The sequence below is a fragment of the Nonomuraea fuscirosea genome (assembly GCF_035917475.1).
In the GTDB taxonomy this organism is placed as follows: domain Bacteria; phylum Actinomycetota; class Actinomycetes; order Streptosporangiales; family Streptosporangiaceae; genus Nonomuraea; species Nonomuraea fuscirosea.
The window spans coordinates 4,234,791-4,255,865 of sequence record NZ_CP109074.1 but is presented as its reverse complement, the minus strand read 5'-3'; the positions used below and the strand labels follow the sequence as shown (position 1 = coordinate 4,255,865).

General features: G+C 71.6%; 24 protein-coding genes and 1 pseudogene. 11 read left to right on the top strand and 14 right to left on the bottom strand.

The features are described 5' to 3' along the window. Positions 1 to 64: 64 nt before the first annotated feature. Positions 65 to 409: an antibiotic biosynthesis monooxygenase gene (locus OIE67_RS19340; protein ID WP_326642237.1), complete on the top strand. Its 345-nt coding sequence runs from the start codon at positions 65 to 67 to the stop codon at positions 407 to 409. A 29-nt stretch (positions 410 to 438) separates the two neighbouring features. Continuing rightward, positions 439 to 1,143: a TetR/AcrR family transcriptional regulator gene (locus OIE67_RS19335; protein ID WP_326642235.1), complete on the top strand. Its 705-nt coding sequence runs from the start codon at positions 439 to 441 to the stop codon at positions 1,141 to 1,143. A 26-nt stretch (positions 1,144 to 1,169) separates the two neighbouring features. Here OIE67_RS19335 and OIE67_RS19330 read toward each other — a convergent pair whose 3' ends face one another. Beyond that, positions 1,170 to 2,552, bottom strand: a complete 1,383-nt coding sequence (locus tag OIE67_RS19330; RefSeq protein ID WP_456094168.1) for an FAD-dependent monooxygenase — start codon at positions 2,550 to 2,552, stop codon at positions 1,170 to 1,172. A gap of 384 nt (positions 2,553 to 2,936) precedes the next feature. Between OIE67_RS19330 and OIE67_RS19325 the strand changes: the two genes are divergently transcribed. Then, a complete protein-coding gene (locus OIE67_RS19325; protein ID WP_326642231.1) occupies positions 2,937 to 3,482 on the top strand; it encodes a dihydrofolate reductase family protein in 546 nt (181 codons plus the stop codon). An 87-nt stretch (positions 3,483 to 3,569) separates the two neighbouring features. Then, positions 3,570 to 3,731: a hypothetical protein gene (locus OIE67_RS19320; protein WP_326642229.1), complete on the top strand. Its 162-nt coding sequence runs from the start codon at positions 3,570 to 3,572 to the stop codon at positions 3,729 to 3,731. An 83-nt stretch (positions 3,732 to 3,814) separates the two neighbouring features. Here the strand turns inward: OIE67_RS19320 and OIE67_RS19315 are convergent, their stop codons facing one another. Beyond that, positions 3,815 to 4,483: an alpha/beta fold hydrolase gene (locus OIE67_RS19315; protein WP_326642227.1), complete on the bottom strand. Its 669-nt coding sequence runs from the start codon at positions 4,481 to 4,483 to the stop codon at positions 3,815 to 3,817. An 84-nt stretch (positions 4,484 to 4,567) separates the two neighbouring features. On the opposite strand from OIE67_RS19315, the gene OIE67_RS19310 reads away from it, so the two are divergent. Further along, on the top strand, positions 4,568 to 5,161 hold the full coding sequence (locus OIE67_RS19310) for a TetR/AcrR family transcriptional regulator (RefSeq protein WP_326642225.1): 594 nt from the start codon (positions 4,568 to 4,570) through the stop codon (positions 5,159 to 5,161). 55 nt (positions 5,162 to 5,216) lie between these two features. On the opposite strand, the gene OIE67_RS19305 is transcribed toward OIE67_RS19310, so the two are convergent. Continuing rightward, the gene (locus OIE67_RS19305; RefSeq protein WP_326642223.1) at positions 5,217 to 5,639 is read right to left on the bottom strand and encodes a pyridoxamine 5'-phosphate oxidase family protein; all 423 of its coding nucleotides are present in this window, start codon (positions 5,637 to 5,639) and stop codon (positions 5,217 to 5,219) included. 150 nt (positions 5,640 to 5,789) lie between these two features. Between OIE67_RS19305 and OIE67_RS19300 the strand changes: the two genes are divergently transcribed. Next, positions 5,790 to 6,218, top strand: a complete 429-nt coding sequence (locus OIE67_RS19300; RefSeq protein WP_245955860.1) for an SRPBCC family protein — start codon at positions 5,790 to 5,792, stop codon at positions 6,216 to 6,218. A gap of 30 nt (positions 6,219 to 6,248) precedes the next feature. Here the strand turns inward: OIE67_RS19300 and OIE67_RS19295 are convergent, their stop codons facing one another. The 4 genes from OIE67_RS19295 to OIE67_RS19280 all read right to left on the bottom strand — a co-directional run bounded on the left by OIE67_RS19295 (position 6,249) and on the right by OIE67_RS19280 (position 9,422). Further along, complete coding sequence (locus OIE67_RS19295) at positions 6,249 to 6,815, bottom strand: carboxymuconolactone decarboxylase family protein (protein ID WP_326642220.1); 567 nt, start codon at positions 6,813 to 6,815, stop codon at positions 6,249 to 6,251. Further along, the gene (locus tag OIE67_RS19290; protein ID WP_326642217.1) at positions 6,812 to 7,411 is read right to left on the bottom strand and encodes a TetR/AcrR family transcriptional regulator; all 600 of its coding nucleotides are present in this window, start codon (positions 7,409 to 7,411) and stop codon (positions 6,812 to 6,814) included. Before OIE67_RS19290 ends, OIE67_RS19295 begins: the two co-directional genes overlap by 4 nt. 98 nt (positions 7,412 to 7,509) lie before the next feature. Continuing rightward, positions 7,510 to 8,841, bottom strand: coding sequence for a serine hydrolase domain-containing protein (locus OIE67_RS19285; RefSeq protein WP_326642215.1), 1,332 nt, complete (start codon positions 8,839 to 8,841; stop codon positions 7,510 to 7,512). A gap of 263 nt (positions 8,842 to 9,104) precedes the next feature. Then, positions 9,105 to 9,422 carry a winged helix-turn-helix transcriptional regulator gene (locus OIE67_RS19280; RefSeq protein WP_326642213.1) on the bottom strand — a complete coding sequence of 106 codons (318 nt, stop codon included), beginning with the start codon at positions 9,420 to 9,422 and terminating at the stop codon, positions 9,105 to 9,107. 204 nt (positions 9,423 to 9,626) lie between these two features. Between OIE67_RS19280 and OIE67_RS19275 the strand changes: the two genes are divergently transcribed. Continuing rightward, positions 9,627 to 10,394 carry an alpha/beta fold hydrolase gene (locus OIE67_RS19275; protein WP_326642211.1) on the top strand — a complete coding sequence of 256 codons (768 nt, stop codon included), beginning with the start codon at positions 9,627 to 9,629 and terminating at the stop codon, positions 10,392 to 10,394. 260 nt (positions 10,395 to 10,654) lie between these two features. Here OIE67_RS19275 and OIE67_RS19270 read toward each other — a convergent pair whose 3' ends face one another. After that, complete coding sequence (locus OIE67_RS19270) at positions 10,655 to 11,599, bottom strand: alpha/beta hydrolase family esterase (RefSeq protein ID WP_326642209.1); 945 nt, start codon at positions 11,597 to 11,599, stop codon at positions 10,655 to 10,657. Between the two features lie 216 nt (positions 11,600 to 11,815). Between OIE67_RS19270 and OIE67_RS19265 the strand changes: the two genes are divergently transcribed. After that, complete coding sequence (locus tag OIE67_RS19265) at positions 11,816 to 12,358, top strand: AAA family ATPase (protein ID WP_326642207.1); 543 nt, start codon at positions 11,816 to 11,818, stop codon at positions 12,356 to 12,358. A 129-nt stretch (positions 12,359 to 12,487) separates the two neighbouring features. Next, the gene (locus tag OIE67_RS19260; protein ID WP_326642205.1) at positions 12,488 to 13,438 is read left to right on the top strand and encodes a phosphotransferase family protein; all 951 of its coding nucleotides are present in this window, start codon (positions 12,488 to 12,490) and stop codon (positions 13,436 to 13,438) included. 24 nt (positions 13,439 to 13,462) lie between these two features. On the opposite strand, the gene OIE67_RS19255 is transcribed toward OIE67_RS19260, so the two are convergent. Beyond that, positions 13,463 to 13,657 carry a CsbD family protein gene (locus OIE67_RS19255; protein ID WP_106239867.1) on the bottom strand — a complete coding sequence of 65 codons (195 nt, stop codon included), beginning with the start codon at positions 13,655 to 13,657 and terminating at the stop codon, positions 13,463 to 13,465. A 90-nt stretch (positions 13,658 to 13,747) separates the two neighbouring features. Then, complete coding sequence (locus OIE67_RS19250; RefSeq protein ID WP_326645402.1) at positions 13,748 to 14,149, bottom strand: VOC family protein; 402 nt, start codon at positions 14,147 to 14,149, stop codon at positions 13,748 to 13,750. 592 nt (positions 14,150 to 14,741) lie between these two features. On the opposite strand from OIE67_RS19250, the pseudogene OIE67_RS19245 reads away from it, so the two are divergent. Both OIE67_RS19245 and OIE67_RS19240 read left to right on the top strand, forming a co-directional pair. Next, positions 14,742 to 15,050: pseudogene (locus OIE67_RS19245) on the top strand (hypothetical protein); the annotation flags it as partial. Further along, positions 14,993 to 15,478 (top strand): phosphotransferase, encoded by a 486-nt coding sequence (locus tag OIE67_RS19240; protein WP_326645400.1) that lies wholly within the window; start codon positions 14,993 to 14,995, stop codon positions 15,476 to 15,478. The pseudogene OIE67_RS19245 and the gene OIE67_RS19240, both read left to right, overlap by 58 nt. Positions 15,479 to 15,796: 318 nt before the next feature. Here OIE67_RS19240 and OIE67_RS19235 read toward each other — a convergent pair whose 3' ends face one another. From OIE67_RS19235 to OIE67_RS19220, 4 genes are all read right to left on the bottom strand, one after another. After that, positions 15,797 to 17,917 carry a PP2C family protein-serine/threonine phosphatase gene (locus OIE67_RS19235; RefSeq protein ID WP_326642201.1) on the bottom strand — a complete coding sequence of 707 codons (2,121 nt, stop codon included), beginning with the start codon at positions 17,915 to 17,917 and terminating at the stop codon, positions 15,797 to 15,799. Next, entirely contained in the window at positions 17,898 to 19,022 is a 1,125-nt protein-coding gene (locus OIE67_RS19230) for a DUF4158 domain-containing protein (protein WP_326642199.1), read from the bottom strand. The genes OIE67_RS19235 and OIE67_RS19230 overlap by 20 nt, the downstream gene beginning before the upstream one ends. A gap of 301 nt (positions 19,023 to 19,323) precedes the next feature. Further along, positions 19,324 to 20,166, bottom strand: coding sequence for an AraC family transcriptional regulator (locus tag OIE67_RS19225; protein WP_326642197.1), 843 nt, complete (start codon positions 20,164 to 20,166; stop codon positions 19,324 to 19,326). A gap of 22 nt (positions 20,167 to 20,188) precedes the next feature. Continuing rightward, a complete protein-coding gene (locus tag OIE67_RS19220; RefSeq protein ID WP_326642195.1) occupies positions 20,189 to 20,995 on the bottom strand; it encodes an alpha/beta fold hydrolase in 807 nt (268 codons plus the stop codon). Positions 20,996 to 21,075: the final 80 nt, after the last annotated feature.

The window sequence follows — 21,075 nt, the reverse complement described above, 5'->3', positions numbered from 1 at the left end:
TCTTACCGGCACCCCAACTAGCATGATCGGAGAAGATCGGGACACGGAAGGAAGCAGGGAGCCGATGACAGCGGATGAGCCAGAGTCCTCGCCGGCGATGACGATCGAGCTGGCCCGGTTCAAGGTGCGCGAGGGGTCCGAGGACAGGCTGGTGGCCGAACGCCCGGAGATGGTGGCGGCGTTGCGGCGGCGCTTCCCCGGATGCCTGGCCGCGTATCTGACCAGGGGCGACGACGGCGAGTGGCTGGATGTGATCCTGTGGCGCAGCCGGGCCGAGGCCGAGGAGTCCGCACGCGAGGTCAACTCGGTGCCGGAGGTCGCGGCCTGGTTCCGGCACATCGCGGAGTCGGGCGGATTGCGGCACGTGGAGGTCGTCTCCGCCTGGACCGATAGTCGACCGGTCGAGTAAAAGTAGACGACCGGTCGTACACTAGCAATATGGGACGAACGAGTGACGCCAAGGAGAGGATCCTCAGCGCCGCGCAGACACTCATCGAGCTGCGTGGCTACTCCGCGCTGGGTGTGGCCGAGATCTGCAAGGCGGCGGGTGTGCCGAAGGGGAGTTTCTACTACTTCTTCGCCTCCAAGGAGGATCTCGCCCTGGCCGTCATCGACGCGCACTGGGCCGTCCAGCGCGACGACTGGGTCCGCATCCTGGGTGCCGGCGACCCGCCGCTCCAGCGCCTGCGGCGGCTGTTCGAGGCGACCCAGGCCGTCCAGCACGCCGGGCAGCAGAGCTGCGGCACCGTCTCCGGCTGCCTGTTCGGCAACCTGACCCTGGAGATGAGCAACCAGACCGAAGCCCTGCGCGTACGCCTGCAACAGATCTTCGACGCGCAGGCCGATCTGGTCGAGGAGGTCGTCACCGAGGCCAGGGAGCGCGGCGAGGTCACCGTCGCCGACACCCGCGAGGCCGCACGATCGGTGGTCGCCCAGCTTGAGGGCCAGGTGCTCTTCGCCAAGCTGTACAACGACACCGGGCGCCTCGACGCGCTGTGGACGAACTGCCTGGCCATCCTCGGCGCCACCGCGAGTGGCGCCGCGAGTGCCACGGTGAATGCCACCGCGAGTGGCATGGGGAGTGCCGCCGGGAGTGCCACCGTCGTGACCGCGCCGGAGCCGGAGGGCGTGCCGGCGCGGTGAAGATCGCCTGACGACCTCGCGCCCGATCAGCCGAGGGGCCTGCCGAACCAGCGGGAGAGGTGCTCGTCCAGGTCCCGCTGGTCGTCGCCGATCCAGGCCACGTGGCCGTCGGGGCGGAGCAGGACGCACGGATGATCCAGCCGCGCGGTGGGATCCGCGACGTGGTCGACCCGGTCGGACCAGCCGCCGGCGGTCAGGCGTTCGGTGCGGTCCAGCAGCAGGCCGCGGCCGTCGCGCAGCAGATCGTAGAGCCTGCCCTGTTTCACGTCGAGGTCGGGCAGCCGGCGGCCGAGCAGGTCGGGGCCCGGGCCGAAGTCGTAGCGGATGCCGATCGCGGCGATCTTCTCGATCAGGTGGCGGTTCACCTCGTCGAAGTCCATCAGCTCGGTGAGCAGCCTGCGCACGGCTCGCGGGCCGGGACCGGGGGCCAGCAGTTCCGCCTGGGCGCGGGTGTTGTCCAGCACGCCCTCGGCGACCGGGCGGCGTTCGGCCTGGTAGGTGTCCAGCAGTGGCTCCGGCGCCCAGCCCCGGATCCGCGCGGCCAGTTTCCAGCCGAGGTTGACCGCGTCCTGCACGCCGAGGTTGAGCCCCTGCCCGCCGATGGGCGGATGGATGTGCGCCGCGTCGCCGGCCAGCAGCACCCGCCCGTCCCGGTAACGTTCGGCCAGCCTGGTGGCGTCGCCGAAACGGGACAGCCAGCGCGGGGAGTGCACGCCGAAGTCGGTTCCGGCGACGGCGCGCAACTGCCGCCGGAAATCCTCCAGGACGGGCGGTTCCGCGCGGTCGCCGACGTCTCCAGCGGGGACGACGACGCTGTAGACGCCCTGGCCGAATGGGCGGAGCCAGAAGGGGTGCGGCAGCTCGCGCAGTGTGGCGAGTCTGGCGGTGATCTCCTCGTAGGGCACGCCCGCTTCCATCTCGCCCATCAGCGTCTCGTTCCGTGAGGGCTCGCCGGGGAAGCCGACGCCGAGCAGTTTGCGCACCGTGCTGCGCCCGCCGTCACAGCCGACGAGATAACGCGCACGCAGCCGTTCGCCGCCGGCCAGGTGGACGGTCACGCCTTCGCCGTCCTGCTCGAACCCGGTCACCGCGTGACCGCGCCGGATCCGCGCGCCCAGTCCGGCGGCGTGCCCTTCGAGCAGGCGCTCGATGACCGGCTGCGGGATGCCCAGCAGGTAGGCGTGCGCGGAGTCGAGGTTCTCGGGCACGGGTTTGCTGATCGCGGCGAAGAAACCGGCGGCCGGCCGCTTGCGTCCGTGTTCGAGCAGGCGGTCCAGCAGGCCGCGCATCGCCATCAGCTCAAGGCTGCGCATGTGCAGGCCGACGATGCGGACGAACGACTTCGGCTCGGTCTCCTGCTCCAGGACGAGGACCCGTACGTCGTGCAGTCGTAGCTCGGCGGCCAGCATCGCGCCGGTGGGCCCGCAGCCGGCGATGATCACGTCGTACGCGGGCACGGCGCCGGCCTCCGGCGACGGGGAAGCGGCGGGGAACTGCGGAGAGTCCATGGTGGTGCCTTTCGGGAGTGCCTTGGTGGCGAGGCGCTCCCGGCGACACCTACGTCAATCGCCGGCCGTGACGGAGAGGGGGAGCACCCACATCGCTACAGCGTTCATGGGACTCACCTCCTCGGGCGGTGTCACGGTCAACGGCACGCTACAAGCCCGGGTCTTCGCACGGCAAACCCTTTTCCCGGACGGTCGCGCGCCGCCGATCGCCTTGACAAACATATTTGTCGGTGCGACGCTGAGCCTAGCTCACCGACAAATCTGTTTGTCAAGGAACGGAATTCCATGAGAAAGATCATCGCGAGCCTGTTCATCTCCCTGGACGGTGTGACCGAGGCGCCGGAGACCTGGCATTTCCCCTATCTGAACGACGAGATGCAGCAGACGGTGGCCGCCCAGATGGAGGCCGCGGACGCGCTGCTGCTCGGGCGGCGCACGTACGACATCTTCGCCGCGCACTGGCCCCGGCAGGACGCCGCCAAGGACCCCATGGCGGCGACGCTCAACGCCGTGCCGAAGTACGTCGTCTCCACCACCCTGACCAGCCCGACCTGGGAGAACACCACGGTCCTGGCCGGCGACCCGCACAAGGAGCTGACCCGGCTCAAGGACGTGCCCGGCAAGCACATCGGCGTCACCGGCAGCGTGGCCCTGGTGGCCTGGATGCTGCGCGAGGGCCTGCTGGACGAGCTCACCCTGCTGGTGCACCCCATCGTGCTCGGCGCCGGCAAGCGCCTGTTCGAGGAGGGGATCGGTAACATCCCGCTCGCTCTCACCCGTTCCGCCACCTTCAGCACCGGCGTGCTGAACCTGACCTACGAGAGGGCCTGACCACGGCCGCCAAGACCGTCGCCGCCAAGCTGCTCATCAAGCCGGAGACGCGCGCTGTGGATCTCCGACCCGGCGCACCGCCCGCTGGTGGAGCCGCTGCCCGAGGGTGCCCGGCATACTGCGGAGCTGAAGGAGGCGGGGGTCGCGGTGTTCTTCGCCGCCGACGCCGCGGCCGTCCGCCGCCTGCTCGGCGAGCAGCGCGCGCATCTCGCCGAGCCCGCCGTCGTGTGGGTGGATGATCCGGGGTGAGATCGGGTTTGTCCATGTGACCAGGCTGCGCGCACCGGCTTGGCGGCGACATGTCGTCGGCCTGGCCTCGAGGCGAGGGAAGGTCATCGGTCGAGCAGGAGCTCCGCCACCGCCTCCGGGGCTTCACGCATCGCGTCGTGGCCGGTCGGCAGGTCGTGGACGCGCCATCCCGGATCAGCCCGCAGCCGGGTGCGGAGTTCGGTGAACGGGGTCCGCTCCGCCCATCCCGTGCAGTACACGAACTCCCGGCGGGGGATCCGGGCGTGCGCGCCGGTGAGCCTGACCGCCTGCAGGAACGAGGCGAGGGGATGGGGACGGCGGCGGGGGTCGCCGCCGCCCGGCGGGGAGACGGCGTAGCCGGTGCTCGCGGCGCCGGCCGCGATCAGGTCCCGGAAGTAGGGGTTGGCCGACGACCACCACGACTCGCCGTCGCGCGGGACGAAGGCGTCCAGGTGCACCAGCCGTGTGATCCGCCCGCCGGCGCGGTCGGCGGCGGCGGTGATCACCATCCCGGCGTAGCTGTGGCCGACCAGCGTCGCGCCGGTGACGTGGGCACGATCGAGCAGCCGCAGGACGTCGCCGGCGTGGGTGTCGAGGTTGGCGGTCGCCACCGTCGCGTCGTCGTCGTCCGGCCGCAGGCCGGTCAGGGTCAGGGCGTGAACGGTATGGCCGGCCCGCTCCAGCAGCGGGGTCACCGCCTCGTACGCCCAGGAGCCCTTCCAGCCGCCGGGTACGAGGACGAACGTCGCCATGTGCCTCTCCTCCACTGCCTCCGTTTGTGTAAACTTACCGTGTCGACAAATCGTGGGCAACCAGCGGCCAGGAGTGGGCGGACGATGACGGACACGGACGAGCCGGGCAGGAAGGCACGCCCGCACGCGGGCCGTTCCCGTAACGAACACGCGCGCCAGGACGTGCTCGGCGGCGCGCTCGACCTGGCCGCGGAGACGGCCTCGCGCGGGTTCACGATGGAGGAGCTGGCCGCCCGCGCGGCGGTGAGCAAACGCACCCTCTACCGGTGGTGGTCCTGCCGGTCGGAGGTCCTGGCGGAGGCCCTGGTCGAACGGGCCCTCACCGTCGTGGACACCCCGGCGAGCGACGATGCCGCCGCCGATCTCAGGGCGTACATCCGATCCGTCTACCGCCAGGCGCACGCCCCCCAGGCGGCCGCCGCGCTGCGGCTGCTCATGGCCGACGCGCAGACCAGCCCCGCCGCCGCCGCGGCGTTGCGCGCCTTCACCGACCACCGGCGCGACACCTGTCTGGCCCTGCTGTCCCGCGCCCGCGAGCACGGCGTCGTCCCGGCCGGGCGCGATCCGAGGGTCATGGCCGACGTCATCCTCGGCACCGTCTGGTATCGCCTGCTCACCGCGGACCCGATCACCGGCGACACCGTGGCCGACGAGATCCTCCACCTGCTGTCGCGGTGACGGCCGCGCCGGCGACTGCGCACGCATGCGGCTTTCCTCCGGCGTCGCTGATACGTCACGGGCTGAAGGTACGGAAGCCGGTGACCAGTTCGGGCTGGATGCGGGCCACGAGCTCGATCGGGCGGCCGGGCCAGGGCCGCAGGCGGGTGAGTGCCCGGCCGAGCTCGTCCGGGTCGGCCACCGGCCCGGCGCGGCCGGTGAGGGTGACGCTCCAGCCCAGCCGGGTGGCCGGGTCCAGCAGGTCGGCCTCGTAGACCACGGGCGCGGGCCGGGTGAGCAGCGCGGTGAGGCCGATGCCGGTGGGCAGGCCGGTGAGCAGGGCCCCGTCGTCCATGGCGTGCGGGATGAGCTGGATGGCCGGCAACGCGCGGCTGATGAACACGATCCGGCCGTAGGTCACGTTCCGCAGCAGGAGCAGGGACTCGGCACGGGACAACCGCCTGGTCACCGGTGGGGGCGGCGTGGTTCGGTGTGGCACGCTCCCACCCTGCCGCGAGCGCGAGCGCCGGGGTAGGGACGAAAGTCCCAACCCCGATGATCTTCCGGTCCGCGCGCCTGCGGGCGCGGCCCCCGTCCGGAGGCGAGGATGGGCCTGACCCACCGATCGGCCACCAGATGGGGGAACCCGGTGAAACCCGTGTACGCGGCCGCCGCCGCGCATGTGCCCGCGCCGCCGGAGCAGGTGTTCGAGCTGATCACCGACTGGCCCAGGCACCAGGAGTGGATGTTCATGACGACGGCCCGCCAGGTGGGCGAGCGGGAGCTGGAGGCGTACACGGGGGTGTGGCCGATCGGGTTCCTGGACACGATGACGATCACCCACTGGCAGCCGCCGACGCTGATGCGGGTCACCCACACCGGTCGGATCGTGCGCGGCCGCGGCGCGATCCGCGTCAGCCCGTGCCGTGACGGCAGCCGCGTGGTGTGGGCCGAGGAGCTGGAGCTGCCGCTCGGGGTGCTGGGGTGGGCGGCGTGGCCGCTGGTGCGCCCGTTCGCGGTCGCGCTGGCGCGCCACTCGCTGCGCACGCTGTCCTCGCTGCTTCCCGTGCACGTCTGACCAGGATCGGGAGGGACGCCGGACGGTAGGTCAGGCCGTCGCGTCCGCGCGGGTCCATTCCTGCTCCTGCCAGGCCGGGTCCAGCGGGGTGTGCGCGAGGTGGTTGGTGTAGTTCGACAGCGTCTTCATGCCGACGCCGAGCACGATGTCCAGCACGTGGCGGCGGATGTGCCCGGCGGCCAGGAACGCTTCGACGTCGGCCTCGTCCACCCAGCCGCGCTGGGTCACGACCGCGTGGGTGAACCGGCGGACCGCCTCCAGCGCCTGGTCGGCGAGGGGCCGGCCGGCACGCAGGTCCTCGACCACCTCGGCCGGCACCCGGGCGCGCAGGGCCAGGGTGGAGTGGGCGGCCACGCAGTACTCGCAGCCGTTGGCCACGCTGGCCGTGATCAGCACCACCTGCTTGGCCGCCGCCCGCAGCGACGACCGGCCGAACTGCTCGGCCAGCGCGTTGTAGCCGGCCAGCAGTTCGGGTGATTCGGCCATCACCCCGTTCAGGGTGGTCACGAACCCCATCCGCTCCTTGGCCGCCGCCAGCATCGGGCGGGCCGCCTCGGGCGCGTCACTCTCGTCATAGGTACGGAAACCGTGCATCATCTCTCCTCGGCAAGGGTGAAGGCGCCGACCACGGCACGCACGCCCGCCAGCAGGACGTCCGCCTCGGCGCCGGCTCGTGAGCGCAGGTTGACCGCGTACGCCTGCAGGGTCAGCGCCTCGGCGGCCGCCTCCGGATCGAGGCCGGGCCGGAGCCGGCCCTTGGCGCGCGCGGTCTCCAGCGCGGCGCGCATCGCCGTGCGCAGCGCGGCGTGGTGGCGGTCCAGGATCTCCCGGATCTCGGGCGGGCCGCCGCCGGCCGTGGCGTGGGTGTTGGTGACGAGGCAGCCCCAGCGGGCGTGCTCGCCGGTGCACCGGGCCGCGACCAGCCGTTCGAAGAACGCGGTGATGGCCGGTACGCCGCGGGTGTCGGCGGCCAGGGCGTCGAAGACCGGCCGTGACTGGCGTTCCAGGTAACGGCCCAGCGCGGCGGCCTGCAGTCGCTCCTTACCGCCGAAGGTCGCGTACAGGCTGGACCGGCTGAGCCCGGTCGCCTGGACGACCTCGGCGATGCCGGTGACCTCGGCCCCGCGCCGCCAGAACAGGGTCATCACCTGGTCCAGCGCCACCTCGGGATCGAAGTGCTTGACGTCGGGCATTCCGCCGACCCCCTATCTTGGAACGACTATTCCAAGATAGGGGTGGCGAAGCCGCGGCACAACCTCCGCTCGGAAAGAACGTGCCCGGCGGCCGACCGTCAGGCGTGCCAGTCGCCCGCGCCGCCCGGCACCGGCGCGGCCGGGTCGTAGGGCTCGCGGGTGAAGATGAAGGTGTTGAGGTCGAGGTGGTCGGCGGCCGGCCGCAGGGTCTCGCCGGCGTAATAGCCGTCGAGTCCCAGCCAGGTGCCGTCGTCCTGCGGCACGAACCGCGAGGCCCGCCCGCCGCCGTCGATCGGCTCCAGCGACAGCCCCCGGTCGGGCAGCAGCCGCAGCGCGTACGGCTTGGGTCCCCAGTGCCACAGCCCCGTCAGTGCCAGCAGGTCGGGGTCGGCGGGCACCGGCCGCCACTCGTCGGGCAGGCGCGGCTCGTACTCGTCCAGGATGTCGAGCAGGTCGGTGAGCAGCGTCCCGCCCATGCCGGAGGTGGTGTTGGCCATGAACAGCACGCCGACGCCTTCCGACGGCTGGGCCCACACGGTGGCCAGGAAGCCGGGCATGGATCCGGAGTGGCCGGACAGGCGTCTCCCGCCCGTCCTGGCCAGTTGCAGGCCCAGCCCGAACCCGCCGGTCCAGGCGTCGCCGTCGACGACCCCGGCCGGTTCGCGCATCTCGGCGAGGGTGTCGGGGCACAGCACGCCCTCGCTGTCGCCGCACAGGAACGCCGCCCAGCGGGCCAGGTCGTGCGGGGTGGACCACAGCTGGCCGGCCGGCGCCATCGCGTCGGCGTCGTGCTCGGGCTCTTCGAGTACGACGTCGGCCCAGGGGTGGACGGCGTAGCCGGTGGCGTGCGGAAGGCGGGGGCGGGTGGTGGTGTCGTGCATGCCGAGCGGGTCGAGCACCTCGGCGCGCAGCGCCTTGAGCCAGCTGGTGCCGCGCAGCCGGCCGACGAGCTCGCCGAGCACGGCGAAGCCGACGTTGGAGTAGTGGAAGCGGCGGCCGGGCCGGTGCTTGAGCTCCTCGGGCCCGACCCGGTCGAGCAGGTCGGCGGCGGGGATGCCGGGGGTGCGCTCCCACCAGGCGGTGGGCGGCTCGGCGGTCAGCCCGGCGGTGTGCGAGAGCAGCTGGGCGATGGTCAGGTGGCCGAGCCTGGTGCCGGGCAGGTGCTCTTCCAGCGGGTCGTTCAGCCGCAGGGCGCCCTCGTCGCGCAGCCGCATGACGACGACGGCGACCATGCTCTTGGTGATCGATCCGATGCGGTACTGGGTGGCCGCGGTCGGGGCCGCGTCACCGACGCGTCCGCGCCCGCCGAACCACGCGGTCCGCCCGTCGCGGACGATCGCCGCCGTCAGCGACGGCACCCTGCACTCGGCCTGTTCGACGGCGAGCCTGCGCATGAGCGCGCGCGCCGCCGGCTGTCCCACCTGACTCATGAGCGACAAGATTAGTGCGTTCCCGGGGGTCAGCCACGACTGATCGCGCAAGCCGCCCGCCACCGCGCGCCCGACGGCGGTCTCGCCGTGTTCGGCGGGTCACGGCGGTCTCGCGTTCCATCCGCGACAGCTTCTCAGGATCGCGTACGTGGTGGCCGCCGCCGGGTGGTTTCGTCGGTGACGGGTAGCGGCGTTTGTCGGCCAGTTCCGACTGCTCTGGATTCCGCTACCCGCCAGTGATGTCGGTGAGGAGTGACAGCGCATCAGAGCTGTGAATCGGCTGAACCGTCGTAGGCTCGGCGGGCTGCGGTGATGGCAGGGGCCACGAGACGAGCCCAGCCCGTGAGCGCTTCGAGGGGCTCGCGTATGTCCTCGATCAATGGAGTGGTGGCGTACTCGACTCGCGGCGGGGAATCCGGGTACACGGTCCGGGTGATGAGCCCGTTGCGTTCGAGATCGCGCAAGCTGACGGTCAGCATGCGACGGCTGATGCCCGTGATCGCGCGCTCCAGCTGGGTGAAGCGACGTGGACCGTTGCCCAGTTCGACCAGTATCTGAGCGCTCCACTTGCCGCCGATCAAGTTCAGGACCTCGGGCAGAGGGCAATCGTCAGGGGCGGGTGCCGTCGTCGCGGGCGTGAGCTGGTTTGTTACTGCGGTGTTCCGTTGCGACAAGAAAGTGCCTTCTTCCGAAGCTCTCTAAGCATGCGTCACGATTGATCCCGTTATCAATGGTAACGGTCCTGCATGCAGGCAGGATCATCGTGAACAGATGAGGAACAACACGTGCCCATCGTACGCAGCAATGGCTTCAGGATTTCCTACGAGCTCTCCGGCGATGGCCCTGCGGTGGTGCTTCATCCAGGCATGTTCCAGGACGGAGCACATTGGGCGCACAGCGGCTACACCTCCGCCCTCGCGTCCACCTACACCGTGATCGCCATCGACCCGTTCGGCCTGGGTGGCAGCGACGCCCCGCACCAAGCCGAGGACTATTCGCTGGAACGGCGGGTGGACTCCGTCACGGCGGTGCTGGACGAGGTAGGCGTCGAAAGGGCCGCGTTCTGGGGATACTCGCTCGGCGCCATGACCGGTTACGCGGTCGCCGCGCATGCGCCCGACCGGCTGACCTGCCTGGTGGTCGGCGGGTTCGATCCCCTCGATGGTTTCCGCTCTGCGGTCGGCCCTACGCTGCGCCTGCTCGGCCTGCCCGCCGACACCGACGCGTACCAGCTGATGAAGCAAGGCGCCGCTGCCGATCCCTATCAGGCCGCCCTGATCGAGGCAGGTGATCCTGCTGGTTTCCGCGCCAATTATGAGGCGTTCTCTCGCGAGCCTGGACTCCATCGGGAACTCGCCGACTCCGGCGTGCCGATGCTGCTGTACGCGGGCACGGCCGACCCTTGGCACGAGCCGATGCACGCCTTCGCCGAGCGCTCAGGCGTCCACTTCTTGTCCATCTCCGACGCAGACCACAAGGGCTGCTGGGACAGATCGACCGACGTTCTGCCAACGGTGCTGCCGTTCCTGGCCGCTAACGCCGGCATGCCGTGAGCAAGGCCACGCCGGCGGGCGTCAGCCGCCGGCGACGGCATCGTCTGAGCGCGGCTCTGGGCGAGCCGGTAGGACTCGGTGCCCAGCGCGATGAGCAGGTGGACTTACCCGTCCCCGAATCGCCGATCAGACACAGCGGCTGATACTTGCGCATCCAGTCGCAGTTAAGCCAGCGGGTGGATGACGGCGCGGGCTCGGTCTTCAGTCTCGTGTACGGCGTGCGCACGCTGCCGATGACCCGGTGAGCCGGGGCCCGGTGGTCACCGGGAGGGCGCGCGGTCGAAGGTGTCGAGGATCAGGCCGGTGGCGTCCAGGTCGCGGGCCGTCGCCCCGAGCCAGGGCAGCTCGATGCCGCCGGGCCAGGTGTGACCGCCCCCTTCGACCGTGTAGAGGCGCAGGGCGACGCCGGCCGGGCACGAGGTCCACTCGCGCAGCCGTACCTGGCGGGTGAGGGAGCGCGTGGTGCGGCCGGCGCAGCCGAGGCGGGCGGCCCAGCCGTCCGCCGCCCGCTGCACCGGGTCGAGCACGACAAGATCGGCGAGCGCGCGCAGGTCGCCGGTGGCGTCGGGCAGCGGATGACCGCCGCGGTAGGGGACGATGCGGTCGGCGGTGCCGTGGAAGGCCACGATCGTGGTCGGGACGGCCCGCTCGCAGGGGCGGACGATGTTGAGCCCGGCCACGGCGGCGACGGCGGCCAGGCGTCCGTCCAGGGCGCAGATCAGCGCGGCGGACATGGCGGCGCCGTAGGACATGCCGGCCGCGAACTCGCGGCCGGGATCGACGCACAGGTTGCGCCGCAGGTGGTCGAGGAGCGCGGCCAGGAACGCGGCGTCGTCGGGGCCGCCGGTGTGCGGCAGCGTCCAGCCCATGCGCCCGTCGGCGGCCTGCGGGGTGGCCACGATGTAGCCGCGGCGCGAGCCCTCCTCGGCCAGCCGGCTGTAGGCGGTCTGGCGGCTCGCGGTGGAGTTGAGGCCGTGCAGGTCGAGGATGACGGGGTGCGGGCCGTCGCCGTCCGGGACCGACAGCAGGAAGCGGCGTTCGAGCCCCGCGTGACCGAGCCGGTGGGTGCCGGGCTCCAGCCGGGCGGCGGCCTGGCAGCCGCTGGTGGGGGCGGCCTGGGCGGGCGGGGCCGGTGGGGGAGGCGCGGTCTCGCAGCGGGCGGTGAGCAGCAACGCCGCCATGATGAGGGTCGCGCGTGTGGGCATCGGGGGCCTCCCGCAGCCGTGAAGTCTCCTGCTGGCAGTCTGCGGGACGGGGCCGTCGTCGCGCGAGCCGTACGCGGCGGGTGTAGGGTCGTGGCGAGTCCTTTCCGGTGGCCGCGCGTGTCGACCCCGCCCGGTCCGGGGGCTCTCCCCGTGGTGGCGTCCGTCCCCCCTTTTTCTCTTTTCCCGTTCGTGTGCCTGGAAGGCAGCCGTACGACGATGAAGCGTTACATCCTCACTGGAACCCCCGGTTCCGGAAAGACGACGATCCTGCACCGCCTGGCCGCCCTCGGCCACGCGACGGTCGAGGAGGCCGCCACGGCGGTGATCGCGGCCGAACAGGCGCGCGGTGAGGACGAGCCGTGGACGCGGCCGTCCTTCATCGACCAGATCGTGGCCGTGCAGCGGCGGGCGTCTCTGCTTCCCCCGGCTGCTCGGCGGGGGTGGCAGTTCTTCGACCGCTCTCCCATCTGCACGCACGCCCTGAGCACGTTCGTCGGCCACCCGATCTCGCCGGCGCTGGCCGCCGAGATCGAGCGGATCATCCGTGAAGGGGTCTATGAGCGGGACGTGTTCTTCGTCCGCAATCTCGGGTTCTGCGAGCCGACTGCGGCCCGCCGGATCGGGTTCGAGGAGTCGCTGGTGTTCGAACGCCTTCACGAGGAGACGTATCGCGCCTTCGGTTACCGGATCGTGGACGTGCCGGCCGGGCCGGTGGACGGACGGGTGGCGGCGATCGAAGCCGCCGCCGGCGCCGCCTGAGACGCGGCGTCGCCCGCGTCCTGGGCACTCACCCGTGTCCTGAGGAAGTCGCCCGCGTCCTGGAGACGTCACCTCTGCCCGGGGAAAAGGAGGCGAAGGACCCGTGCTGCCTGTGTCACCATCTCGGCCATGTCTGTGCCGATCCCGATGCCGATGTCCGGCCGTGAGCCGAGCGCCGAGACCCTGGCGGCGATCGCTACCCGGCACGGGGCCGGCGGCGGCCGGGTGCGGCCCCTTCCGCCGGGCGTCGCTAACCACGCCTTCCTGCTGGGCGAGGACCTGGTGGTACGTATCCCGCGAACCGAGCGTTTCCTCGCGGACCTGGTCAAGGAGGCCGAGGTCATCCCCGTGGCCGTGCGCGCGGGAGTGCGGACGCCGCGGCTCGTCGCCTTCGACGACACGTGCTCGGTGGTGGACGTGCCGTACATGGTGCTGGACCGGGTGCGGGGCGACGATCTCGCGCGCCTCGACCTGCCCGCCGACCGCGCCGCCGACGTGCTGCGCCAGGTGGGCAGGGAACTGGCCCGGCTGCACCGCGTGCGCAGGGCCGCCGGGCCCGCGCTGGCCGCCGTCCCCGTGCAGGACGGCGATGTGGACGCGCGGGCCCTCATCGAGGACCTTCACACGGGCGGCTGGCTCGACGCCGAGGCCGCCCGCTGGCTGACCGGCTGGACCGGCCGCCTGGCGGAGCATCTGCCCGCCGACCCGCCCCTCGTCCTGACGCACGGCGACCTCGCGCCGCAGAACCTGCTCGTCCATCCGGCGACGTCCCGTCTCAGCGGGATCGTGGACTGGGGCGACGCGCAGTGGGCGGACGCGGCTGCCGACTTCGCCAAGGTCCCCCTGACCGGCGTGCCGGCGGTACTCGCCGGCTACCGGGAGGAATCCGGCGAAGCGGACGCGCCAGCGTGGGAGGCCCGCGTGCTGTGGTACCACCTCACGTGGGCCCTGGCCCGGCTGGCCGACCCCGTCCCGCATCCGGGTGAGCGCCACTGGAGCGCTCCGGCGGCCGGCCGCCTCCTCGGGCTGCTGCGTTTCTTCACCTCAGGCCCGCCGGCCCCCTGGTCGGCGCTGGTCTGACCCTGGCCTGGAGCGGACCGCCGGTCACTTCTTGAAGGTGTCCTTCACCTTCTTGCCCGCGTCCTTCACCTTCTCGCCGGCCTGCTTCAGGCCGCCCTCGGTCTGGTCGGCGCGCCCCTCGGCGCGCAGCCGCTCGTCGTCGGTGGCGTCGCCGACGTTCTCCTTCGCCCGTCCCTTGAGCTCCTGAGCCTTGTTACGGATCTTGTCGTCGGTGCTCATATCTCTGCCTTCCTGGTCGAATCCCCGCGAGCCCTTGTCCTTACCGAGCGGGAAGGCCGGAAACGTGTCTCCCGCGCGCGGGGCCGACGATCACAGGTAGAGGCAGAAGGGATGCCCGTCGGGGTCGAGCATCACGCGTACGTCGTGCTGCGGCTGGAACCCGGCCTCGGCCGCCCCGCACTCCAGCGCCCACGCGACAGCCGCGGGCAGGTCGTCGACCTTGATGTCGAGGTGCTGCGAGGCGTTCTGCCGCCCGGGCTCGCTCGGCCACACCGGCCGCTCGTGACAGCGCTCCCACTCGAAACCGACCGTGAGCCCGGCCCCGCCCTGCGGCTCCCGGATCTGCGCCCACCCCGCCTCCTCGGGCTCGCCCTGCTCCGGCCCCTCCTCCGTGGTGACGGGCCAGCCGAGCAGCCGGGCGTAGAAGCGCGCGAGCTCACGCGGCCGTGAGGTGCCGACGGTCACGGAGGTCAGCTGGAGACGAGGGGGCATCACGATCGGTTCCTTTCAGGAGCGGGCCCGAATCAGTGGCGGGCCCGGATCAGCACCGGTAGGCCCGGATCTTGCACCGCTCGATGTCCTGGCCGAGGTCATCGGTCAGGCGGTGGAGTCCGGGTAACCATGTGCCCTTGAGAACCCAGCGGGAACCGTTCCAGTAGTAGGCCCACCGCTCGGGTTCGCGTCACCAGCCCCAAAGTAACTCTGAGTAATGTCTCTGGTTCAGCACGTAGTAGTCACGGCTGAGCGGTACCGAGCCGTAGCCATGCCTGTGCCGAGCAGGGTGCCTGGTGAAACTTCGGTGCGATCGGGGGAGAAAGGATCCCTGCCGATGCGCAGAGAGTGGCAACTGGAGGACCTCATCGAGTGCTGGGGCCTGGTGGTGTTGGGTGGACCAGTCCACCCAACACCACCAGGCGCACCTCGCACGGGTCGCTGAACCAGCCGATCGGTCGTCCAGTTCATGCCGTGAGCGCCGGAGCAGCTCGACCGTGTCGCCAGGGCGGCCGCCGAGCACACCGGGCTGCCGGAGACGTTCGGCGCGATCGCCGACGTGCTGGTGCCCGCTCTTGTCGACGGGTGCGGCATGCACCTGCTGTCTGGATTCGGGGACCGCCCCCAGGGCGCACCCGTCATCGCCAAGCGCGTCGCCACGACAACCGCGCGGGAGGGCCTGGGGCCGGACCTGCCGTTCCGCGAAACCCGGTTCGCGGCCGACAGCGGGTTCGCCCGCGTGGTGGAGCAGCGCCGCCCGCTGCACCGCCCGTTCCCGGTGCCGGCCCCGGTGCGGTCCGGCGAACCGTCCGAGCGCTTCCCCAAGCACTGGACCGTGATGACGTGGGTTCCCGGCGAGCCGCTGGACCACGGTTCGATCAGCCGCGGCGCCCACGCGGCCGACACGTTGGCGGCCTTCCTCAGGGCGCTCCATGCGGAGGCGCCCGCCGACGCCCCGGCCAGTTCGGGCTTTGGCGCTCACCCCAAGAGGTGCACCGGCGGCTTCGAACAGTCCTTCAGGCCGTTGCCCCCGGCGCCGTCGGCGATGTCCGCGCCGTCCGGGCCGTCCGGGCCGATGCCGTGGCGGCTCCCGAGTGGGAGGGATCGGTGGTGTGGTCGCACGGTGACCTCCATCCCGCGAATGTCGTCGTCCCGGACGGGACGCCCTCGGGCGTGATCGATTCGGCGCCTTGTTCGCCGGCGATCCCGCGTGGGACCTCGCCGCCGCATGGGTGCCTCTCCCCGCCGGCGCGGCCGCACGGTTCTTCGACGCGTACGCGCACGCGGATGAGGGGGCGATCCGGCGCGCCCGCGGGCCGGCCGCCATGAAGGGCCTTTCCTGCCGATCATGGAGCAGAACGGACATCGGGCCTTCCCGGCGGGAAGCCGCACCGGGGACCTGCGGCACTTGACCGTGTTCTGAAAGGTCTTTGACGTAGTCAGCCCCGTCTTGTCCAGGTTCTCACCTTTGCGAACTACGAGCCGGCCGATCGGTGGCATGCCGATGACCGCCACCCCGGATCGTGCTGCTGCGCCACCGGGGTCGTCGGTGGCCGGGCCGGGGGCGGTAGGGGCCTGCCGGGCGAACAGCTCGGCGAGCGGCGGCAGCGCGCCGTGGTGCGTTCGGCGGCCAGGCAGGCGTGATCATCATGGCGGCGGGGTGGTTCGCAGGAGGAGAAGGGCGATGTCGTCGGTACGCTGCTGGTTCGTGGTGTGCTCGATGAGCGCGTTGGCCAGGGCGGGCAGGGACTGTCCGGGCTCGGGGGTGAAGCGGGCGGCCAGGGCGGCGATGGAGTCGCCCAGGTCGAGGCCGGGCTTCTCGACGAGGCCGTCGGTGTAGAGGGCCATGGCCGCGCCGGGCGGGATGTTCACGTCCGTGGTGCCGTACTCGGCGTCGGGGTCGATGCCGAGCAGCAGGCCGTCAGGGGTGTCGATGATCTCGGCCGGGCCTGCGGGCAGGCCGAGTACCGGCGGCAGGTGGCCCGCGCTGGCCAGGCAGGCGGTGCGCCGGCGCAGGTCGAAGCTGACGTACAGGCAACTCGTGAAGCGGTCCGGAGCCAGTTCGGTGAGCAGCCGGTTGGTGTGCGCCAGCACCTGACCTGGGTCGGCACCGGCGGTGGCGTGGGCGCGGATGGCGGTGCGCACCTGGCCCATGAGCGCGGAGGCCGTCATGTCGTGGCCCTGGACGTCGCCGATCACCGCTCCGGCCAGGGTGTCGCCGAGGCGGATCAAGTCGTAGAAGTCGCCGCCGATGCCCGTGCCGGGGGTGGCGGGCAGGTAGCGGGCGGCCACGTCCAGGCCGGGGAAGTCGGGGAGGTGTTGCGGCAGCTGACCCGCCTGCAGGGACTCGGCGAGCTTGTGCTTGTTGTCGTAGAGCCAGGCGCGTTCGAACGCCTGGGTGATCAGCCCGCCGAGGGCGGTGACAAGGGATCGCTCGCTGTCGCTGAACTGACGGGGACGATCATAGGCGAGCACACACGTGCCGATGGACCGGCCCATGGCGACCAGCGGCAGGAGCGCCCAGGCGCCCATGTCGTCGATGCGGATGGCGTCGGGATAGGTCTGCTGGAACTCCTCCCAGGTCGGGTAGAACGCCGCTCTGCCCTCGTCGTAGCCGCGCGCCCAGCCGACCGCTCCGACCATCCGCTGCCCGTGGAACCCCTCCAGGCCGCGGCTGCTGTAGCCGCGCGACCCGACCACGTGCATCCGCCCGCTGTCCCAGGTCAAGACGGCCATGGCCTGGGCCTCGCAGGCCGGCATGACGTGGTCGGCCACCAGGTTCACCATGTCCTGAGCGCTCGTCGCCCGGGCGAGGCACGTCGCCAGGTGGAGCACGTCGTGCAGCCCGATCACCCGAGGAGGCCGGTCGGCGTCTTCGGAAGCGGTCTCGGGCGCGTCAGCGGGCGTGATCCGTACGGTGACGCCAGGCAGGCGCGGATAGCACTGGAACGACAGCCACCGGCCGTCGGGATGGCGGGCGGTGAACTGCGCGGCCTGGTGGCTGACGACCGCGGCCCGGTAGCGGTCCTCACAGAGAGGATCGTCCAGCCAGGGCAGCGCCTTGCACAAGCGCTTGCCGATCATCTCGGACGGTTGCGCGGCGAGCAATTCGGCGGCCGTGGCGGTGACGAGGGTGACTCGCGCGTGCGCGTCCAGGTGACAGTAGCCCTCGGGCAGGGAGTCGAGACACGCCAAGGCTGTCAGGCCGGTGGCCGGGTCCTGCCGCTGAGCGGGAACCAGGTCCAGGATACGAGGCGGAGAGCCGGCGACGAGCGGCCGGCCGCTCTCGCTCGCCTGGCGGAGCAGGCGCCCCATCTTGTCGCAGATGTCGTCGATGATGTCGAGCCGGCGCCGGCTGAGCCTGGACTCGCCCGCCGGAGGCCATCCCATGACGATTCCGCCCCAGACGACACCCCCGGCGCAAAGCGGCGAGGCCGCCAGCGCGAAGTGGTACGGCAGCGACAAGGCCGCCGCCGGGAATTCGCGCGCCAGGGCCACTCGGTCGCTGAGCCAGATCAGCCTCTGCTCACGCACCGACACCGCGACCGGCGTGCGGTCGTGCACTCTGACCCTGGCCCAGGTCCGGGCGATGGTGGCGGGAAGACCGATCGTCGTCTGCATCTGCAGCAGATGGCCGCCCGCGGCCAGGACGTACACGATGCCGATGTGCGCTCCGGCGCTGAACACGGCTTCGATGAGCAGGTCGTCCAGACGAGACGACGTCGCCGCCGCCCCCGGGAACGCGGCGCTACGCCGTGGCCGCGCCATGGCCTGTACAACTTCCGCACCGACCCGACCAACGTTCCAACCACCCCATATCGGCAGAATACGCCCATAGTGGTGGACGGCCGGGTGCCACCAAGAGCTTCGCCCCACCAGGCCGCGCGTCGGGGGCAGACGGGTGCTTGCCCTGCACCCGCCGGAACTCGCTGCTCAGCTCGTTCTCGACCTTCCGCTCGGCCCGCACGCTGATCTTGTGCACGAGCTGGATCAGCAGCTCGACCAGGCCGTCGATCATTTCGGTCTTGCGCACCCAGCACAACGCCGCCAGCAGGGTCAGCCTGATCGCGTCCGGCGCGGCGGCGAAGTCGGAGGGATACATCCGCATCGCCCGCGCCCGCCACGCCTCCACGACCTTCTCCGAGGTCCCCTCGAACAGCGTCTCCGGCAGCCCGATCGCCTTGACCCGCTCCAGCTTGACGATCTCGGCCAGAAGCGTCTCCAGTTGCAACGTCCCCGGGTCCTCCTTCAGCTCCTGCAAGAAGCTGCGCATCGCCGCGCCGTCGTCGCCGCCCTCTTCCTCGCCGTCCGGGACGGGATCGGGAACCGCGATCAAGTCCTGCAGCGCGGCGGCCGCCGTGGCCGGCCAGCGCTGCACCGTGGTGGCGGTGAACTCCCGCTCGAACATCGCCTCGGCCGCTCCTGTGAGGCGTTCGACGCGCTTCGGCGCGGGAGGCTCCATCCGTTCCTCTCGGCAGCGGGCCAGCAGCGCGGCCCGCAGCCGCTCCCGCGCGGTCTCCACCGGGCAGATCTCGCCGACCAGCCAGAAGATCAGCTTGTCCTCATCGGCGACGGTCGGCTGCCGGAAGCCGTGGAACTGGCGGACCTGCGCGCGGTGATACTCGATCGTGCTGCCCGCCCACTGGTACTGGGCGAACAGGGCCGGATCGACCTTCACCTGGCCCGCCAGGTAGTCCACAGCCGCCTTTGGGACGTCCTCGCGGCGAGGAAACCGCCCCTCCAGCTCGAAGTACTTAAGGATCAAGGCGAACCCGAGACGGGTGGCGCCGCTCTTGTTCGCCAGTAGTTCGACCTCGGCCTCATCGAGCGTCCAGCACTCGATGAGGTCCTCCAGTTGCCACTCTCTGCGCATCGGCAGGGATCCTTTCTCCCCCGATCGCACCGAAGTTTCACCAGGCACCCTGCTCGGCACAGGCATGGCTACGGCTCGGTACCGCTCAGCCGTGACTACTACGTGCTGGACCAGAGACATTACTCAGAGTTACTTTGGGGCTGGTGGCGCGAACCCGAGCGGTGGGCCTAGTAGACAGGGCCATGAGCGCCGCCAACGAGGCCCTCAAGGCGGGCGGGCTCGATCTTGGTGGCGCCGCTTCGCCACACCCGTGCGGCCTGAGCCAGGACTGTGACGCAAGGGTGGGTGATCAACCGGATGGTCAGGTACCTACGGCCGACGGCCAGGCGACGTCGTCGATGGCGAGCCACGGCGCGGCCGCCAGGGCCGAGGGGGTGAGGCCGGTGAACGTCATGATCTCGCGGTGGAGGTGGGACTGGTCGACGTAGCCGCTCTCGGTGGCGGCGCCGGCGGCGGTGTGGCCCGCCGCGAGCAGGTGGGCGGCGTGGTCGAAGCGCACCAGCCGGGCGGCGCGCTTGGGGGTGATGCCGAGCTGGGACCGGAAGCGGGACCACAGGCGTTTGCGGCTCCAGCCGACCTCGTCGGCCAGGCCGTCGACCCGTACTCGTCCCCGGCTGGTGACCGTCCGCCGCCAGGTGTGGGCGACCTGCGGATCGACCGGTGGGCGGGTGCCGAGCCTGCGGCCGAGGAGGCCGGCCGCGATCGTGAACCGTTCGTCCCACGACGCGGCGCCGCGCAGCCTGTTCTCGGCTCGCCCGGCGTCGCGGCCCCAGACGTCCTCAAGGGCGGTCACCGTGCCGCTGAGCTCGGCCGACGCCCCGAACAATGCGGCCGCCGCGACAGGCTCCAGCCGGATCTGGAGCAACTGGCCGGCTCCCCGCCCGGTCGCCCGGAGATCGCCGGGCAGGAGGCCGACGACGACGCTGCCGCGCTCGCGCCGGCCCTGGGTCTCGTAGACGGCGCCCTCTCCGTCGCTCAGATCGACGAACAGGGTGACGGACGGGTAAGCGATCATGGGGATGTCGACCGGGCCCGGCGCCCGATGACTGAACCCGGCCATGCTGACCCCGGGCAGCCGGACCGACGGGCCCGGGACCGCGACGTCCACCCACGCCCGTCCGGACGGCGTCCCGATCGGCTTCACAGCCTCAGTCTAGGCATCGGGGTCAGGGCCGCCGCTGGCTCGTCGCCATGAAGCTGAGCAGCAGTTCGCCGACCATCTCCGGGGCTTCCATCATGGGCAGGTGCCCGACGCCGGGCAGCAGTTCGACCCGGGCGTCCGGCACCGCCTCGTACAGGCGCGCCGACGCCGGATCCCAGCGCGGGTCGGCGGCGCCGAAGATCACCTGTACGGGGAGCCGGAGGGCGGCCAGCCGCTCCGGCAGGCTCCGCTCGGCGATGTAGGCGGTGTTGCGGCGCAGCACCGTCCGCATCGAGCGGTAGGTGATGTTCCGCACGTCGGCGACCACGTCGCCCGGAAGGTGCACCGGGCGCGCGGCCGTCGCGCCGATCCCCTTGCGGATCATCGCGTCCGTACGCCTCGTCCACAGGAGCGGCCCCAGGGGCGGGGCCAGCAGGACCCGGAGGATGAACGGCTGCCGGAGCAGCGCGTCCGGGCGCGGGCCGGCGCTGATCAGCGCGAGCGAACCCACGAGGCCGGGCCGCTGCTCGGCCAGCGCGGTGGCGATGTAGCCGCCGCTGGAGTGCGCGACCACGGCGACGTGATCGAGGCCGAGGTCGTCCAGCAGCGCCGCCACCCGGCCCGCCTGCGCGGGCACGTCGTACGACGGCGCGGGCGGCGACTTGCCGCAGCCCGGCAGGTCGACCCGGATGAGGTGATGGCGGGCGGCCAGCGCCGGCACCACGGGGTTCCAGAAGCCGCCCGAGGCCCCCGATCCGTGGATGAGCAACACTGGCGGCGCCTGCCGCGGGCCGTGACGGGCGACGTACATCCCCTGCGAGTACTCACTCATGCGGTGACTATGCACGGACGGCCACCCGCCGGTCTTGGACTTTTGTACCCGCGAAGGCGGACACCCGGCCCGGGCCGGGT

Bases quoted from the DNA above. Each gene is read 5' to 3' on its own strand.
- OIE67_RS19340 (WP_326642237.1), top strand. From the start codon at position 65: ATGACAGCGGATGAGCCAGAGTCCTCGCCGGCGATGACGATCGAGCTG.
- OIE67_RS19335 (WP_326642235.1), top strand. From the start codon at position 439: ATGGGACGAACGAGTGACGCCAAGGAGAGGATCCTCAGCGCCGCGCAG.
- OIE67_RS19330 (WP_456094168.1), bottom strand. From the start codon at position 2,552: ATGCTGGCCGCCGAGCTACGACTGCACGACGTACGGGTCCTCGTCCTG.
- OIE67_RS19325 (WP_326642231.1), top strand. From the start codon at position 2,937: ATGAGAAAGATCATCGCGAGCCTGTTCATCTCCCTGGACGGTGTGACC.
- OIE67_RS19315 (WP_326642227.1), bottom strand. From the start codon at position 4,483: ATGGCGACGTTCGTCCTCGTACCCGGCGGCTGGAAGGGCTCCTGGGCG.
- OIE67_RS19310 (WP_326642225.1), top strand. From the start codon at position 4,568: ATGACGGACACGGACGAGCCGGGCAGGAAGGCACGCCCGCACGCGGGC.
- OIE67_RS19295 (WP_326642220.1), bottom strand. From the start codon at position 6,815: ATGATGCACGGTTTCCGTACCTATGACGAGAGTGACGCGCCCGAGGCG.
- OIE67_RS19290 (WP_326642217.1), bottom strand. From the start codon at position 7,411: ATGCCCGACGTCAAGCACTTCGATCCCGAGGTGGCGCTGGACCAGGTG.
- OIE67_RS19285 (WP_326642215.1), bottom strand. From the start codon at position 8,841: ATGAGTCAGGTGGGACAGCCGGCGGCGCGCGCGCTCATGCGCAGGCTC.
- OIE67_RS19270 (WP_326642209.1), bottom strand. From the start codon at position 11,599: ATGCCCACACGCGCGACCCTCATCATGGCGGCGTTGCTGCTCACCGCC.
- OIE67_RS19265 (WP_326642207.1), top strand. From the start codon at position 11,816: ATGAAGCGTTACATCCTCACTGGAACCCCCGGTTCCGGAAAGACGACG.
- OIE67_RS19260 (WP_326642205.1), top strand. From the start codon at position 12,488: ATGTCTGTGCCGATCCCGATGCCGATGTCCGGCCGTGAGCCGAGCGCC.
- OIE67_RS19255 (WP_106239867.1), bottom strand. From the start codon at position 13,657: ATGAGCACCGACGACAAGATCCGTAACAAGGCTCAGGAGCTCAAGGGA.
- OIE67_RS19250 (WP_326645402.1), bottom strand. From the start codon at position 14,149: ATGCCCCCTCGTCTCCAGCTGACCTCCGTGACCGTCGGCACCTCACGG.
- OIE67_RS19235 (WP_326642201.1), bottom strand. From the start codon at position 17,917: ATGGCGCGGCCACGGCGTAGCGCCGCGTTCCCGGGGGCGGCGGCGACG.
- OIE67_RS19230 (WP_326642199.1), bottom strand. From the start codon at position 19,022: ATGCGCAGAGAGTGGCAACTGGAGGACCTCATCGAGTGCTGGACGCTC.
- OIE67_RS19220 (WP_326642195.1), bottom strand. From the start codon at position 20,995: ATGAGTGAGTACTCGCAGGGGATGTACGTCGCCCGTCACGGCCCGCGG.